The following is a 14,195-nucleotide window of genomic DNA, read 5'->3' as shown; positions in this document are numbered from 1 at the left end:
AGTGGTTTGTTAAGAGAATTAAGTATTCGAAATTTTGCTATTATAGATGATTTAACGGTAAGTTTTTCTGGAGGTTTAACTGTATTAACAGGGGAAACTGGTGCCGGGAAATCAATTATTATTGATGCAGTTAATATATTAGCCGGTGGTCGAGGATCAACCGAATTTATTCGTCATGGTGAAAAAAAGGCAGAGTTGGGTGGACTATTCCAAGTGAATAATAGTCAACATCCGATATTTATGAAACTAGAGGAACATGGGGTAGAGGCAGAAGAAGGGACCATCATACTTCGTCGTGATTTACATGATTCGGGAAAAAGTATTTGCAGAGTTAATGGCAAACTTGTTCCATTATCTGTTTTACGTGATATTGGTGGTAGTTTAATCGATATTCATGGACAGCATGAAAATCAGGAGCTGATGGATGAGAAATTCCATATACATTTATTGGACCATTTTGCACATCATGAACTTCATTCTGTAAAAGCACAATACAGTGAAGCGTATGAAGCATACCGTCAGTTAAAAAAAGAAGTTGCGGAGCTAAGTATGGACGAGCAGCGGATGGCACAGCGTATCGACTTATATCAATTTCAAATTCAGGAGCTGGAGCAGGCTGCATTAAAAGAGGATGAAGAGGATGAGCTGAACGAAGAACGACTGCGTTTAATGAATTTCCATAAAATCTTTGAACGGGCAAACATGGCATATGAAGCAATTTCCGGTGATGCGAATGGTCTTGATTTTATCGGTAATGCTATGAATGCACTTGAAGATATTGTAGATCTTGATTCGAACTTTAAGGAGCCTTCCGAAGCTGTTACAACAAGCTTTTATGCACTTCAGGATGCCGCGTACCAAATTAAAAATGTGCTCGATGATTTGGAATATGATGCCGAGCGTTTAAATGAAGTCGAACAGCGTCTTGCATTATATCAAAATATGAAACGTAAATATGGTACGACTGTAGAAGAAATTTTAAACTACTACGAAAAAATTGAAGAAGAGCTTAGCCAGCTTATGAACCGCGATGAAACATTGCAGCGAAACGAGCAATTATTAGCGAGCATGGAAGAAAACTTAAATCAAATGGCAAAAGAATTAACTGCCATTCGAAAAGAAAATGCCGTAAAGCTAAGTGAAGCAATAATGAATGAATTACGCATGCTGCATATGGAAAAAGCGCAGTTTATCGTTCAGTTTAATCGATTGGCACAATTTGATGCGAATGGTAGAGATTTCGTTGCATTCTATATTTCAACAAATGTCGGAGAACCTCCAAAATCGTTGCCTAAAGTGGCATCAGGTGGAGAGCTTTCACGAATGATGCTTGCTTTAAAGACAATTTTTTCAACTTCCAATGGCATTACATCCATCATTTTTGATGAGGTGGATACTGGTGTAAGCGGTCGAGTTGCTCAAGCCATAGCCGAGAAGATTGCTGCGATTTCAGTGAATTCTCAAGTATTGTGTATTTCGCATTTACCACAAGTAGCAGCAATGGCTGATCATCATTATTATATAAAGAAACAGGTTGAATATGATCGTACTTTTACAACACTTTCTGAAATGGAAGAAAAAGAACGCGTTGAAGAAATCAGCCGCATGATGAGTGGCTCTGAAATTACAGAGCTTACATTACAACATGCTTCAGAACTAATTCAAATGGCAAATGAACGTAAAGAATCCATGAAATAATAAATTATAGAGCCGTCTAAAAAATAAAAAAATTTTTTAGACGGCTTTTGCTGTTTTGTTTATTAGAGGAATCGCTTCGTTAAGCTAAATGTAATTGAATACATTCTAATTTTTCCTCATATCAACAAAATTTTTCCGTTCATAACTCCTTCGTTTCTTCACATAGTAAGCGCATAGAGGAGGTGAATGATGATAAAAAAATGGTCGTTACTCGTTGCAATGCTTTTAATATTGTCGCCAATGCAGGTTTTTGGGAAATCTTTAATTCCGATGGGGCATTCAATCGGAGTACAATTGCAAATGCCATATGTTATAGTTGCTCAGGACGTTTTATTAGAAAGTAGTGAATGGCTGAAAAAGGGAGAGCGGGTTTTAAAATTAAATGGTGAAACAATTAGCCAGCTAGAAGATTTATCCGGTCAAGATGAATCGTTTACCCTAACATTGGAAAATGGAAAGCAACAGCGAGAAATTAGTGTATCTGCCCATGAGTTGGTACATTTAAAGCCATTTTTAAGAAGCGAAACAGATGGTGTAGGAACACTCACGTATATCGATCCCGAAACGATGGAATACGGAGCACTTGGCCATCAAATAGTAGACTCCACGATGAAACTGCCTCCAAAATTCAGTGAAGGTGCTATTTATGAAGCATCGATTTCACAGGTGAAAAAGAGTACTCCGGGTCAACCAGGCTACAAAATTTCAATTGTAGATAAATCTCAAACACCACTCGGAACTGTTAACAGTAATGATGTATACGGTATTTTTGGAAATTGGGAACAATCATTACATGACAGTTTGCATCCACCGCTTGAAATTATACATGCAAATCAATTAAAAAAAGGTAAAGCACAAATCTTAACGGCAATCGACGGTGAAGAGGTCAATTTATTTGATATAAAAATTGACAAACAAACGGATAATACTTTTACGTTCCATGTTGTCGATGAGCGTCTAATCGATAAAACAGGCGGTATTGTTCAAGGGATGAGTGGCAGCCCGATTATTCAAGACAATCAATTTGTAGGAGCTGTAACGCACATGTTTATTGAAGAACCTACAAAGGGCGCCGGAATTCTTGTCATAGAAATGTTAAAAAAGAGTCCATAATAAAAAAAAATGACTACACTTTTAATAAAGTGTAGTCATTTTTTCCTTTTTTCATTACAATAGTACTTAGAGATAATTCGACAAAAGTAGAACCATATATTTCCTTGTCGATAAAGGTAGAAATCATAATACTTGTTACTCATTTTTGTGTGTGGAGAAGGATTTATAGTAATTCTGTCGAAACTTCCCTACAGGACAATGCAAAAGGGATTGGTATCAACTGTCGATCATTTTTGTTATATTCTTATGACAAATAATTTGGGGCATTTGTTAATAAACTCGGCAAAGTTTGTTTTTGTAGGGGAGAAATTGGACAAAATAAAAGGGGGATTTTGATTGACAAAGGTAAAAATTGCGATTGCTGATGATAATCGCGAATTAATAAAAATGATGGAGATTTATTTCGCGAACCATCCGCAAATTGAAATTGTGGCAACTGCTTCAAATGGAAAATTATGCATTAAAATGTTGGAAGAGCATAAAATCGACGTACTGCTTCTGGATATCATTATGCCACATTTAGATGGACTGGCTGTATTGGAAGAAATGTACAATGATGAACGTCATCTAAATACTCAGGTTATTATGCTTACTGCTTTTGGACAAGAGGATGTTATGAAGCAGGCTGTGAATTTTGGCGCATCTTACTTTATGCTGAAACCATTCGAATTTGAACAGCTTGTGCACAAAATTCTACATTGCGCTGGCAAAAAGTTTGAACAGGAAAAACGTACACCAATTTTAGCAACAAACACACCTACAAAAATTGATACGCGTTTATTGGATACAACAATTACAGGTATAATTAAAGAAATCGGTGTACCTGCCCATATAAAAGGATATGCTTATTTACGTGAAGCAATTCAAATGGTGTACAATGATATCGAATTATTAAGTTCCGTAACGAAAATTCTGTATCCGGAAATCGCCAAGAAATTCAGCACAACGCCTTCTCGAGTAGAACGGGCTATCCGTCATGCAATAGAAGTAGCATGGAACAGAGGCAGCTATGAGAACATTTCAGAGCTATTTGGCTATACAGTGCACCATATGAAGTCAAAGCCGACAAATTCGGAGTTCATTGCAATGATTGCGGACAAGATTCGTATTGAAATGGTAGCTTCGTAATATAATAGATTTTAACACGTTCATTTTCAGCTTAAATGCTAATATGGAGGTGTTTTTTTTATCAATTAAGTTTAAGACTGGAAAAGTCGGGGAATATTTAAAACAAGTAAGGCCTAGAAGTCTCCCTTACCTCCTTTCAAAGAATAATGCCATGCTCGGTATTACTCACTTTTTGTGTCCAGGAATTGTACTGGACACTTTTTTATTTCATCGTGTTTCATTCTGTTATGTGAATTTAACATTAATTTTACATTACTCATATTAATCTTAGGTAAAATGATAGGAAATGATTATAGGAGAGATGATAGATGAAGCGATTGAAAATGCCCATATTTGTACTTGTTATAATCATATTCATTCTTCTTTTAACATTTCCTTTCAATTTTAAGACAGCTTCTGCACCAGCGGATTTTACAACGGATGTTAAAAGAAATTATATAGAAGGATTACAGACTCAACGGGAAGAATGTTATAGTGATATATTATTATTAGGGACATTAAACAATTCAGAACTAAAATTGGCTAACGAAAACATGCAGGAGTACTTAAATGAACTAAATAGTTTGAAAAATGTCATAATTTCGAAGGGGGTTAAAAATAAAATCCTTAACGAGTCTATTGAACTAGACATTATGCTTATTAACAATACTATCAAGGCCATAGAGACTAATGATGAACGTTATTTAGATGGGGTATCAGAAATATATCATAGTTTATTACAATACCATCATACTTTATATTAATAGTAGATAGGTAATAATACCTTTTGGGAATAATGCTTTATAATTAACTTTTTAACTAAGCAAAATAGCCATTTTTTGTGAAAATTTTTAACTAAACAAATATCAAATCTTTGTATATACTGAATGTATCCGGGAGGTTGATATTCGTGGTTATTTTTGAAAATAGTTTTTTTGAAATTACAGTGGATAATGAAATAGTATATATAAAAACAATACAACCAGGTTTTTTATTAAAAGATTTTGATATGATTGTGCGTCTAAATCCTCGCATCAAATTAACCAATTTTGCAGTATTGAAAAAGGTATTAATGGAGATTACATCTACCCCCGTAGAAATCGGGACGTGGCTGCCGGCTATTACGGTTGAAGTGTCGCGAGATAAAATGTCTGCTTCTCTCTTCGTCTATGAAACTGTAGAGTCCATTAAAGTAAATCCACAATTATTTCTAGATAATGTAAAAAATATATTATCTCAAAATAATATAAGTTATGGTATTATCGATTTACAAATCGACTCTATAGTAAGTGGCAAGGCTATAATGATCGCCCAAGGCTCACCTCCAGTTAAAGGGGATGATGCAAAAATTACCTATTTACAGCTACCTAATCGAAAACCCGTTATTCGAGAAGACGGTACAGCGGATTATTACGATATGAATTTTATATTTGAAATTGAACAAGGGGCATGGCTAGGTGAAAAGATTCATGCCAAACCTGGAACCCCAGGAGTAAACGTTTATGGAGAGTCGATTCCAGCGCAGCAGGGACGTGATTTACCACTGAAATATGACAGCAAGTCAGCCTATGAAAAGGAAGAAAACGGAAAAACAGTCCTTCTTTCAAAAATTAGCGGGGTATTTGAAAACCATAAAGGCATGATAAGTGTCAATCATCATTTACCGATTAATGGTGATGTTAGCGTTGAGACTGGAAACATTGACTTTAATGGATCAATTTCTATACGAGGTACGGTTCAGCCAGGATATTCCGTCATTGCAAAAGGGGATATTTCGATTGAAGGTCCAGAAGGTGTATCTGGTGCAAAACTCATTAAATCGACAGATGGAGATGTTTTTATACGAGGTGGCATTTTTGGATTAGGTCAAACCCGTGTTGAGGCAGGAGGCAGTATATTCGTCAAACACGTAAATGAAGCCCATCTCGTAGCAGGAAAAGATGTTAATATTGGGTTTTATGCTTTAGGATCTATCATTACAGCACAGTCGATTTTTGTGGATGAACGAAAAGGTAAAATTATAGGCGGTACAGCTATTGCAAAAAATAAAATCGTTACAGCCATTACGGGAAACCGACTGGAACGAAGAACAGAACTAATTATAAATGGCGTAAATAAAGCAGAGGGGCTTGAGCTCATTCAATCGAAGGCCGCATTGCTGAAGACGATTCAGGAGGATATATTGCAGTTGGAAAGCCAAATAAATCGTCTAATGCCGGTCGTCCAAAATATGACGAAGCCACAACTTGCAGTGTTTGAGCAAACAAAGCAGAAGCTCGACAATAATAAATCGACGGCAATGGAACTAGATCGGGAAATTAAGCAGTTAATGAATGATTTACGTAAAGTCGGAAAGGAAGAAATCGAAGTGAAAAAAGAAGCTTACCCAGGAACGTATATTCAAATTGGTAAAAAGTCTTCGTTTTTATCGACGATGACTAATGGAAGATTTTTAATTGAAAACGGAGAGCTGAATGTATAATGAATGACATACCTGTTTTTGCTCATCGTGGTGCATCGAGTTTTTATTTGGAAAATACTTTCTCTGCATTTAAAAAGGCAAAAGAACTGGGTGCAGATGGAATTGAACTTGATCTCCAAATTTCAAAAGATGGCATTTTAGTTGTGTTCCATGATCTCGATTTGAAAAGGCTGGCAGGAAAGAATAGACTTGTTTCACAGTGTGATTACAAAGAGCTCGTAAAATACAATTTAGGTCCCCGCTTTAAACGGTTCTTTCTTCAAGAGAGGATGATGTCCTTTGAGGATGTGCTGAAGTGGGCAAATAAAGAAAATATTGCACTAAACATAGAATTAAAAGAATCACTTATCTCCAAAGAGACTGTCCTAAAATCATTCCTACATAATATACAATTGCCGGCAAACAGTCATTTTTCGTCATTTCATGAATCATTATTAAAATCAGTAAAAGAAGTCCTACCGAAAGCTGAAACGGCCATCATTATAACGAAAAAGTTCGATTGGAATTCATTAGGGAAGTGCAATTATATTGATGCGATTCATGCACATAGGAAATACTATAAAATGCAGTACTTGGAATTGTGTACAGCAGCAAATATGGGTATACGATTTTACAGCATTAGGGGGAACGAACCATTTTTAAAAAATCCCCATCAAGCGGTGATTGGGTGGATAACCGATTTTCCACATAAAGTACTAGAAGCTCAACAACGTAAAAAAGGTGTCTAGAATATTTTCTAGGCACCTTTTTCGTATACTCAATTATTTTTGCCAGCGCTCCGATACTTTACCACGCTTGCGATCCCGATGTAGTAAAAAGCCTGCAAAAAACAAAAACGCTACTGCAAAAAAGATGGCGCCTACAATGAATTGTAACCAAATCCATGGAAATGGTGAAATTAATATACCAAAAAGAGTATCGCGCATAAATTTAATACCAGCAGCCATTAATATTGCTGGAATGACTAGAACGATAAATGCAGCCATACGTGCCATTAAAAGACCTCCTACCGACTGATTGCACAGCCTACCGTATAAACAGGCTAATGTCATTAATATTGAAGTTTCACTTAATTTTACAATGACACAAAAGAATGTCAATAACATCAATCCAATTTAACGAATTCTATTAAAAGATATGTCGAATTTACATCAACATGTTATGTTGGCATAATAAAAGCCTCATAGAAAATATTGCATTTTTTAATGATAATAAATGCTCAAAATAGTCCGAATTTTCTAATTTAATTAAATTTGGAGATTTCTAGTTGCATCATTTTTAAATTATAAGTATTGTAAAAATAACGATAATAAAATTATACAAATTTAAGTATTTATTATCTTAATTAACAAAATATAATAATATACGAGAAAGTAAGCGCTTTCTTAATTGGAGGAGTAGAGTATTATGGAGATTTTCAAGTACATGCAGAAGTATGATTTTGAGCAAGTTGTCTTTTGCCAAGATGAAGCATCGGGGTTAAAAGCGGTAATTGCAATTCATGATACAACATTAGGTCCAGCTCTAGGAGGTTCACGGATGTGGACTTATGCCTCAGAGGAAGCGGCAATTGAAGATGCACTTCGTCTAGCCCGTGGAATGACATATAAAAATGCGGCGGCAGGTTTAAATTTAGGTGGTGGTAAAACCGTAATTATCGGGGACCCATTCACAGATAAAAATGAAGAAATGTTCCGCGCTTTAGGGCGCTTTATCCAAGGCTTAAACGGTCGTTACATTACAGCAGAAGATGTAGGTACGACAGTGGCCGATATGGATTTAATTCACGAAGAGACAAATTATGTAACAGGTATATCGCCAGCATTCGGCAGCTCTGGCAATCCGTCGCCAATTACAGCATATGGTGTATTTTTGGGGATGAAAGCAGCAGCGAAGGAAGCGTTTGGCGATGATTCACTGTCGGGTCGTACAGTATCAGTACAAGGGCTTGGAAATGTTGCATATACTTTATGTGAATATTTACATAAAGAAGGCGCGAAATTGATTGTAACCGACATTAATCAGCAGGCGATCGACCGTGTCGTATCAAATTTTGATGCTGTCGCAGTTGCACCGGATGCAATTTACGAGCAGGAAGTCGATATTTTCTCACCATGTGCACTTGGCGCTATTGTGAATGATGTAACGATTCCACAATTAAAAGCAAAAGTGATTGCAGGATCGGCGAATAACCAGCTGGCAGAATCTAGACACGGTAAAGTATTGCATGAAATGGGTATTGTCTATGCACCGGACTATGTAATTAATGCTGGTGGTGTAATTAACGTTGCTGACGAATTATACGGCTATAACCGTGAACGTGCGATGAAGCGGGTTGAGACGATTTACACAAGTTTAGAGAAAATTTTTGCGATCTCGAAAAAGGAAGATATTCCAACATACTTAGCAGCGAATCGTTTGGCTGAAGAGCGTATTGCCCGTGTAGCAAAATCCCGCAGTCAGTTCCTGCAAAATGAAAAAAACATATTAAATGGACGTTAATAGATTTCTTCTAGCTTCTTGCTAAAAGATAAAGCCTTTGTTAAATGTGACGGGTGTGGTTTTGCAACAAAATGCCACATCCGGATGACTGCAGAGGTGTATTGGATTTTAAATGCAAAAAGGGGTGTTGGAAATGGCGAAAGATTATGATGTTGTGATTTTAGGCGGTGGCACAGGCGGTTATGTTGCTGCAATCCGTGCATCACAGCTTGGCTTGAAAACGGCAATCGTTGAAAAGAATAAGCTTGGGGGCACATGCCTACATGCGGGCTGTATTCCTACGAAGGCATTGCTCCGCAGTGCAGAAGTATATGTACAATCAAAAAAAGCGCTTGATTTTGGAGTGGAAGTTAATGATGTAAAGGTTAACTTCGAACAAGTTCAAAAGCGGAAGTCAAACGTCGTAGAGCAACTTTATAAAGGTGTCCAACACTTAATGAAAAAAGGGAAAATTGATGTATATGACGGTTTCGGTCGTATTATGGGTCCTTCTATATTCTCTCCGATGCCAGGTACCATTTCAGTAGAAATGAATGACGGTACGGAAAACGAAATGCTTGTCCCGAAAAACGTAATTGTTGCGACAGGCTCCCGTCCTAGACACCTGGATGGGTTAAAAGTCGATGGGGAAAAAGTTTTCACATCGGATGAATTTTTAACAATTGAAAAGCTACCTAAGTCTGTCATTATTATCGGTGGTGGTGTAATCGGTGTTGAGTGGGCTTCGATGCTTGTTGATTTTGATGTCGATGTCACGATTTTGGAGCTGGGTGACCGTTTATTACCGACAGAGGATGAAGCGATTTCTGCTGAAATGCTTAAATCATTGAAAAAGCGTGGTGTAAACGTCCATCTGAATGTGAAGCTTGATCCTTCAGCAATTAATGTACAGGATAATGTATCACTACAGCTGAATGATAAGGAAATTTCGGCAGAGGCACTTCTATTGTCAGTCGGAAGAATAGCGAATACAAAAAATATCGGACTTGAAAACACGGAAATAGAAGTCGAAAATGGCTTTATTTCAGTAAATGATAATTTCCAGACGAAAGAAAGTCATATATATGCTATTGGAGACGTTATCGGTGGAATGCAGTTGGCACACGTTGCATCACATGAAGGTATTTTGGCAGTGGAACATATTGCTAGCGGAAATTCCAATCCACTTCATTACGCCAACATTGCAAGAGGTGTTTACAGTAATCCGGAAGTAGCTAGCGTTGGTCTTACAGAACAACAAGCAAAAGATAACGGCTATAATGTCGTATCGACAACTTTCCCGTTCAAGGCAATAGGTAAAGCAATTGTTTATGGGGAAACAGAAGGATTTGTAAAAGTCATTGCGGATGAAAACACAAATGATTTAGTAGGTGTACACTTAATTGGTCCTCATGCGACAGATTTAATATCTGAAGCAGCACTAGGGCTATTTTTAAACGCTTCTCCTTGGGAACTTGGACAAATGGTGCACTTGCATCCTTCGTTGAGTGAAATTATCGGAGAAGCAGCACTTGCAATTGAAGGAAAAGCAATCCACTTTTAACTTCTTATAACTTTTAGCGCTATGATTCAATTATGCAAAGAAATAATTGATAAATGATAGGGGGTATTTTATGACTGAAACAAATATTACACACGAAGAGTTAGGGTTAACGGATGCAGATGCAATTAAAATGTATGAAACGATGCTAATGGCTCGCCGTATAGATGAGCGTATGTGGCTATTAAATCGTGCAGGCAAAATCCCGTTTGTTATTTCATGTCAAGGACAGGAGGCGGCTCAGGTAGGGGCTGCATTTGCACTTGACCATACGAAGGATTATATAGCACCATACTATCGTGATATGGGGGTAGTCCTTCATTTTGGCATGACAGCAAAGGATTTAATGCTTTCTGCCTTTGCAAAAGCTGAAGATCCAAATTCAGGCGGTCGTCAAATGCCGGGACACTTCGGACAAAAGAAAAACCGCATACTTACGGGATCATCGCCTGTAACGACACAGTTACCGCATGCAGTCGGTGTGGCACTTGCAGGAAAAATGCAGCAAAAGGACTTTATTACATTCGTGACATTAGGTGAAGGTTCGTCAAACCAAGGGGATTTCCATGAAGGAGCCAACTTTGCAGGCGTTCATAAATTACCGGTCATTATCATGGTTGAAAATAATCAATATGCAATCTCTGTTCCGGTAGAACGTCAGTTGGGCTGTGCACAAGTGTCTGACCGTGCAATTGGTTATGGCATGCCTGGGGTAACAGTAGACGGCAAAAATCCGTTGGAAGTGTATAAAGTTATTAAAGAAGCAGCGGATCGCGCACGCAGCGGTGGGGGCCCTTCTTTAATTGAAACGGTTACTTTCCGTTTAACGGCACACTCTTCAGATGATGATGATCGTCAATACCGTACAGCCGAGGATATTGCAGAAGGAAAGGCAAAAGATCCGATTCTTCTTTTCGAAGCATACTTAAAAGACCGCGGAATTGCGGATGATAATTTATTTGAGCAAATAAATGATCGCATAATGCAAACGGTTAACGAGGCGACAGACTATGCAGAAAATGCAGCATATGCCTCACCGGAACATGCGATGCGTTTCGTGTATGCGGAAGGAGAGGATGCGTAATGCCGGTAATTTCTTATATTGATGCGATTAACTTAGCAATGAAAGAAGAAATGGAACGTGATGAGCGTGTCTTCGTATTAGGAGAAGACGTCGGTTTAAAAGGCGGGGTATTTAAAGCAACAACTGGTTTATATGATCAGTTTGGTGAAGCACGTGTGCTCGATACACCTTTAGCTGAAAGTGCCATAGCAGGTGTTGCGATTGGAGCAGCGATGTATGGGATGCGTCCAATTGCTGAAATGCAGTTTGCAGACTTTATTATGCCAGCAGTGAATCAGATTGTTTCAGAAGCAGCAAAAATCCGCTACCGATCTAACAATGACTGGAGCTGTCCGTTAGTTGTCCGTGCTCCATTTGGCGGTGGGATTCACGGTGCACTATATCATTCACAATCGGTAGAAGCAATGTTTGCCGGGACACCAGGATTAAAAATCGTTATTCCTTCAACGCCATATGATGCAAAAGGATTATTAAAAGCGGCTATTCGCGATCCGGACCCAGTGTTATTTTTTGAACATAAGCGTGCTTACCGCCTGATTAAAGGGGAAGTACCTACAGATGATTATATATTGCCGATTGGCAAAGCGGATGTGAAGCGTGAAGGTGATGATGTCACAGTGATTACGTACGGATTAGCTGTTCATTTTGCCCTACAAGCTGCAGAGCGTTTAGCCAAAGATGGTATTGAAACACATATTCTGGATTTGCGGACAGTGTATCCTCTTGATCAAGAAGCGATTATTGAAGCCGCAAAGAAAACAGGGAAGATCCTGCTTGTAACAGAGGATAATAAAGAAGGTAGCATTATGAGTGAAGTAGCGGCGATTATTGCAGAGCATTGTCTATTTGATTTAGATGCACCAATCAAACGATTGGCAGGACCTGATGTTCCCGCGATGCCATATGCACCAACAATGGAAAAGTTTTTCATGATTAATCCTGACAAAGTGGAAAAGGCAATTCGCGAACTCGCAGCGTTTTAGAATTTATAATGTAATACATTTTTATTCGAAAGTTGAGTATGCGCTGGCCACAAACTTATAAAAGAAGGAGTTGATTGAAATGAAGGGGAGGCGACTCCTGCGGGAAGAGCACGAGCGGAAAATCCACTTATTTCGGAATGTATTCCGAAATAAGTTAGTTGGAGCCGTGCCCGCGGAAAGCGTCCGACCCGGAATGGAAATCAACTCTTACATTATGCGGAGGAATCATATTAAATGTGGAAATTTGTACTATTTCACCAAAGTGTTATTAGTTAAAGGGGGATTGTTAAATGACCATTCAAAATATTGTCATGCCACAACTTGGCGAAAGTGTAACAGAAGGTAAAATCGAGCGTTGGCTAGTCCAGGTGGGCGATAAAGTAAATAAATATGACCCGTTGGCAGAAGTGACGACAGATAAAGTAAATGCAGAAATCCCTTCTTCTTTTGCTGGTGTTATTAAGGAACTCATCGCTTCTGAAGGCGAAACTCTACCGGTAGGAGCAGTTGTATGTACGATTGAAATAGAAGGGTCCGAACTGCCACCTGCACCTGTAGAAAAAAGCTCAAATGTCAGCTCAGCAATTTTAAATGCAGGAGTACAGCGAAAAGAAGAAGAGCCGGTTGCAAAAAAAGAGGAGAAACCAGCTCGTACAGAACGAAAACCGGGCAGATTTTCTCCGGCAGTTTTAGCATTGGCAAATGAACATGATGTAGATTTGTCCCAAATCGAAGGTACAGGAACGGGCAACCGTATTACGAGAAAAGATGTCGAAGCATACGTGGCAGCTGGAAAGCCTACTAATCAAGCAATCTCAAATGATGAACAACCAGTAGCATTTGTTGAGCCACAGCATGAAATGACACCTCAACCACAGCCTTCGTCACCGTCTCCAGCTGCACCACGTCCAAACGAACAAGTGACGGCTGCAGGAGATATTGAAATTCCGGTAACACAAGTACGTAAAGCGATTGCGAAAAACATGCTGCGCAGTACACATGAAATTCCTCATGCATGGATGATGATGGAAGTGGATGTAACCGAGCTTGTCGAATACCGAGATAGCATTAAAGAGGAATTTAAGAAAAAAGAGGGCTTTAACCTAACTTATTTCGCATTCTTCCTAAAAGCTGTTTCGCAGGCGTTAAAAGAATATCCAATCATCAACTCTGTATGGGCTGAAGATAAAATTATTCAAAAGAAAGATATTAATCTATCAATTGCAGTTGCTACAGATGATGCATTGTTTGTGCCGGTTATTAAAAATGTCGATGAAAAATCGATTAAAGGCATTGCAAGAGAAATTCACGAATATGCACATCTTGTACGCACTGGGAAGCTGAAACTCGAGCATATGCAAGGTGGTACATTTACGGTCAACAATACGGGTTCATTTGGTTCTGTTCAGTCAATGGGCATTATCAACCATCCACAAGCAGCAATATTACAGGTGGAAAGTATTGTAAAGAAGCCTGTAATAGTACAGGGTAATATGATTGCACCTAGGTCCATAGTAAATTTATGTTTATCATTAGACCACCGAATTTTGGATGGTATGATTTGTGGTAAATTCCTATCTCGTGTGAAGGAAATTCTCGAAAACGTAGATAAAAAGAAGATGTCAGTCTACTAAAAGTACCGCGAAAGCCTGTAAAATAAGGCTTTCGCGTTTTTTTTTACTTTAT

The 14,195-nt window shown here is 38.3% G+C and carries 12 protein-coding genes; 11 read left to right on the top strand and 1 reads right to left on the bottom strand.

What is annotated here, in order from left to right; genetic code table 11:
• Positions 1-6 precede the first annotated feature (6 nt).
• From recN to MKY13_RS11445, 6 genes are all read left to right on the top strand, one after another.
• Entirely contained in the window at positions 7-1,698 is a 1,692-nt protein-coding gene (gene recN, locus MKY13_RS11470; protein ID WP_339212787.1) for a DNA repair protein RecN, read from the top strand.
• Between the two features lie 189 nt (positions 1,699-1,887).
• A complete protein-coding gene (locus MKY13_RS11465) occupies positions 1,888-2,811 on the top strand; it encodes a SpoIVB peptidase S55 domain-containing protein (protein WP_191699971.1) in 924 nt (307 codons plus the stop codon).
• 336 nt (positions 2,812-3,147) lie between these two features.
• Complete coding sequence (gene spo0A / locus MKY13_RS11460; protein WP_191699969.1) at positions 3,148-3,939, top strand: sporulation transcription factor Spo0A; 792 nt, start codon at positions 3,148-3,150, stop codon at positions 3,937-3,939.
• A gap of 308 nt (positions 3,940-4,247) precedes the next feature.
• Positions 4,248-4,682, top strand: a complete 435-nt coding sequence (locus tag MKY13_RS11455; protein ID WP_191699967.1) for a hypothetical protein — start codon at positions 4,248-4,250, stop codon at positions 4,680-4,682.
• A gap of 146 nt (positions 4,683-4,828) precedes the next feature.
• Positions 4,829-6,400, top strand: coding sequence for a FapA family protein (locus MKY13_RS11450; RefSeq protein WP_191699965.1), 1,572 nt, complete (start codon positions 4,829-4,831; stop codon positions 6,398-6,400).
• On the top strand, positions 6,400-7,128 hold the full coding sequence (locus tag MKY13_RS11445; RefSeq protein WP_339212781.1) for a glycerophosphodiester phosphodiesterase family protein: 729 nt from the start codon (positions 6,400-6,402) through the stop codon (positions 7,126-7,128). Before MKY13_RS11450 ends, MKY13_RS11445 begins: the two co-directional genes overlap by 1 nt.
• A gap of 33 nt (positions 7,129-7,161) precedes the next feature.
• Here MKY13_RS11445 and MKY13_RS11440 read toward each other — a convergent pair whose 3' ends face one another.
• The gene (locus tag MKY13_RS11440; RefSeq protein WP_191699963.1) at positions 7,162-7,395 is read right to left on the bottom strand and encodes a DUF2627 domain-containing protein; all 234 of its coding nucleotides are present in this window, start codon (positions 7,393-7,395) and stop codon (positions 7,162-7,164) included.
• 412 nt (positions 7,396-7,807) lie between these two features.
• Between MKY13_RS11440 and MKY13_RS11435 the strand changes: the two genes are divergently transcribed.
• The 5 genes from MKY13_RS11435 to MKY13_RS11415 all read left to right on the top strand — a co-directional run bounded on the left by MKY13_RS11435 (position 7,808) and on the right by MKY13_RS11415 (position 14,143).
• On the top strand, positions 7,808-8,902 hold the full coding sequence (locus tag MKY13_RS11435) for a Glu/Leu/Phe/Val dehydrogenase (RefSeq protein ID WP_191699961.1): 1,095 nt from the start codon (positions 7,808-7,810) through the stop codon (positions 8,900-8,902).
• 133 nt (positions 8,903-9,035) lie between these two features.
• Positions 9,036-10,445: a dihydrolipoyl dehydrogenase gene (gene lpdA, locus MKY13_RS11430; RefSeq protein WP_191699959.1), complete on the top strand. Its 1,410-nt coding sequence runs from the start codon at positions 9,036-9,038 to the stop codon at positions 10,443-10,445.
• Positions 10,446-10,515: 70 nt separating this feature from the next.
• Entirely contained in the window at positions 10,516-11,526 is a 1,011-nt protein-coding gene (locus MKY13_RS11425) for a thiamine pyrophosphate-dependent dehydrogenase E1 component subunit alpha (RefSeq protein ID WP_191699958.1), read from the top strand.
• On the top strand, positions 11,526-12,509 hold the full coding sequence (locus MKY13_RS11420; RefSeq protein ID WP_191699957.1) for an alpha-ketoacid dehydrogenase subunit beta: 984 nt from the start codon (positions 11,526-11,528) through the stop codon (positions 12,507-12,509). The genes MKY13_RS11425 and MKY13_RS11420 overlap by 1 nt, the downstream gene beginning before the upstream one ends.
• Positions 12,510-12,799: 290 nt before the next feature.
• Positions 12,800-14,143, top strand: coding sequence for a dihydrolipoamide acetyltransferase family protein (locus MKY13_RS11415; protein ID WP_191699956.1), 1,344 nt, complete (start codon positions 12,800-12,802; stop codon positions 14,141-14,143).
• The last annotated feature ends 52 nt before the right edge of the window (positions 14,144-14,195 follow it).

Source organism: Solibacillus sp. FSL W8-0372, assembly GCF_037969735.1.
Taxonomy (GTDB): Bacteria; Bacillota; Bacilli; order Bacillales_A; family Planococcaceae; genus Solibacillus; species Solibacillus faecavium.
The sequence above is the reverse complement of the archived record's forward strand: the minus strand, read 5'-3'. Positions and strand labels throughout refer to the sequence as shown.

Coding starts and splice junctions, on each gene's coding strand:
- MKY13_RS11465 (WP_191699971.1), top strand. CDS start 1,888: ATGATAAAAAAATGGTCGTTACTCGTTGCAATGCTTTTAATATTGTCG.
- MKY13_RS11455 (WP_191699967.1), top strand. CDS start 4,248: ATGAAGCGATTGAAAATGCCCATATTTGTACTTGTTATAATCATATTC.
- MKY13_RS11445 (WP_339212781.1), top strand. CDS start 6,400: ATGAATGACATACCTGTTTTTGCTCATCGTGGTGCATCGAGTTTTTAT.
- MKY13_RS11440 (WP_191699963.1), bottom strand. CDS start 7,395: ATGGCACGTATGGCTGCATTTATCGTTCTAGTCATTCCAGCAATATTA.
- MKY13_RS11435 (WP_191699961.1), top strand. CDS start 7,808: ATGGAGATTTTCAAGTACATGCAGAAGTATGATTTTGAGCAAGTTGTC.
- lpdA (WP_191699959.1), top strand. CDS start 9,036: ATGGCGAAAGATTATGATGTTGTGATTTTAGGCGGTGGCACAGGCGGT.
- MKY13_RS11425 (WP_191699958.1), top strand. CDS start 10,516: ATGACTGAAACAAATATTACACACGAAGAGTTAGGGTTAACGGATGCA.
- MKY13_RS11420 (WP_191699957.1), top strand. CDS start 11,526: ATGCCGGTAATTTCTTATATTGATGCGATTAACTTAGCAATGAAAGAA.
- MKY13_RS11415 (WP_191699956.1), top strand. CDS start 12,800: ATGACCATTCAAAATATTGTCATGCCACAACTTGGCGAAAGTGTAACA.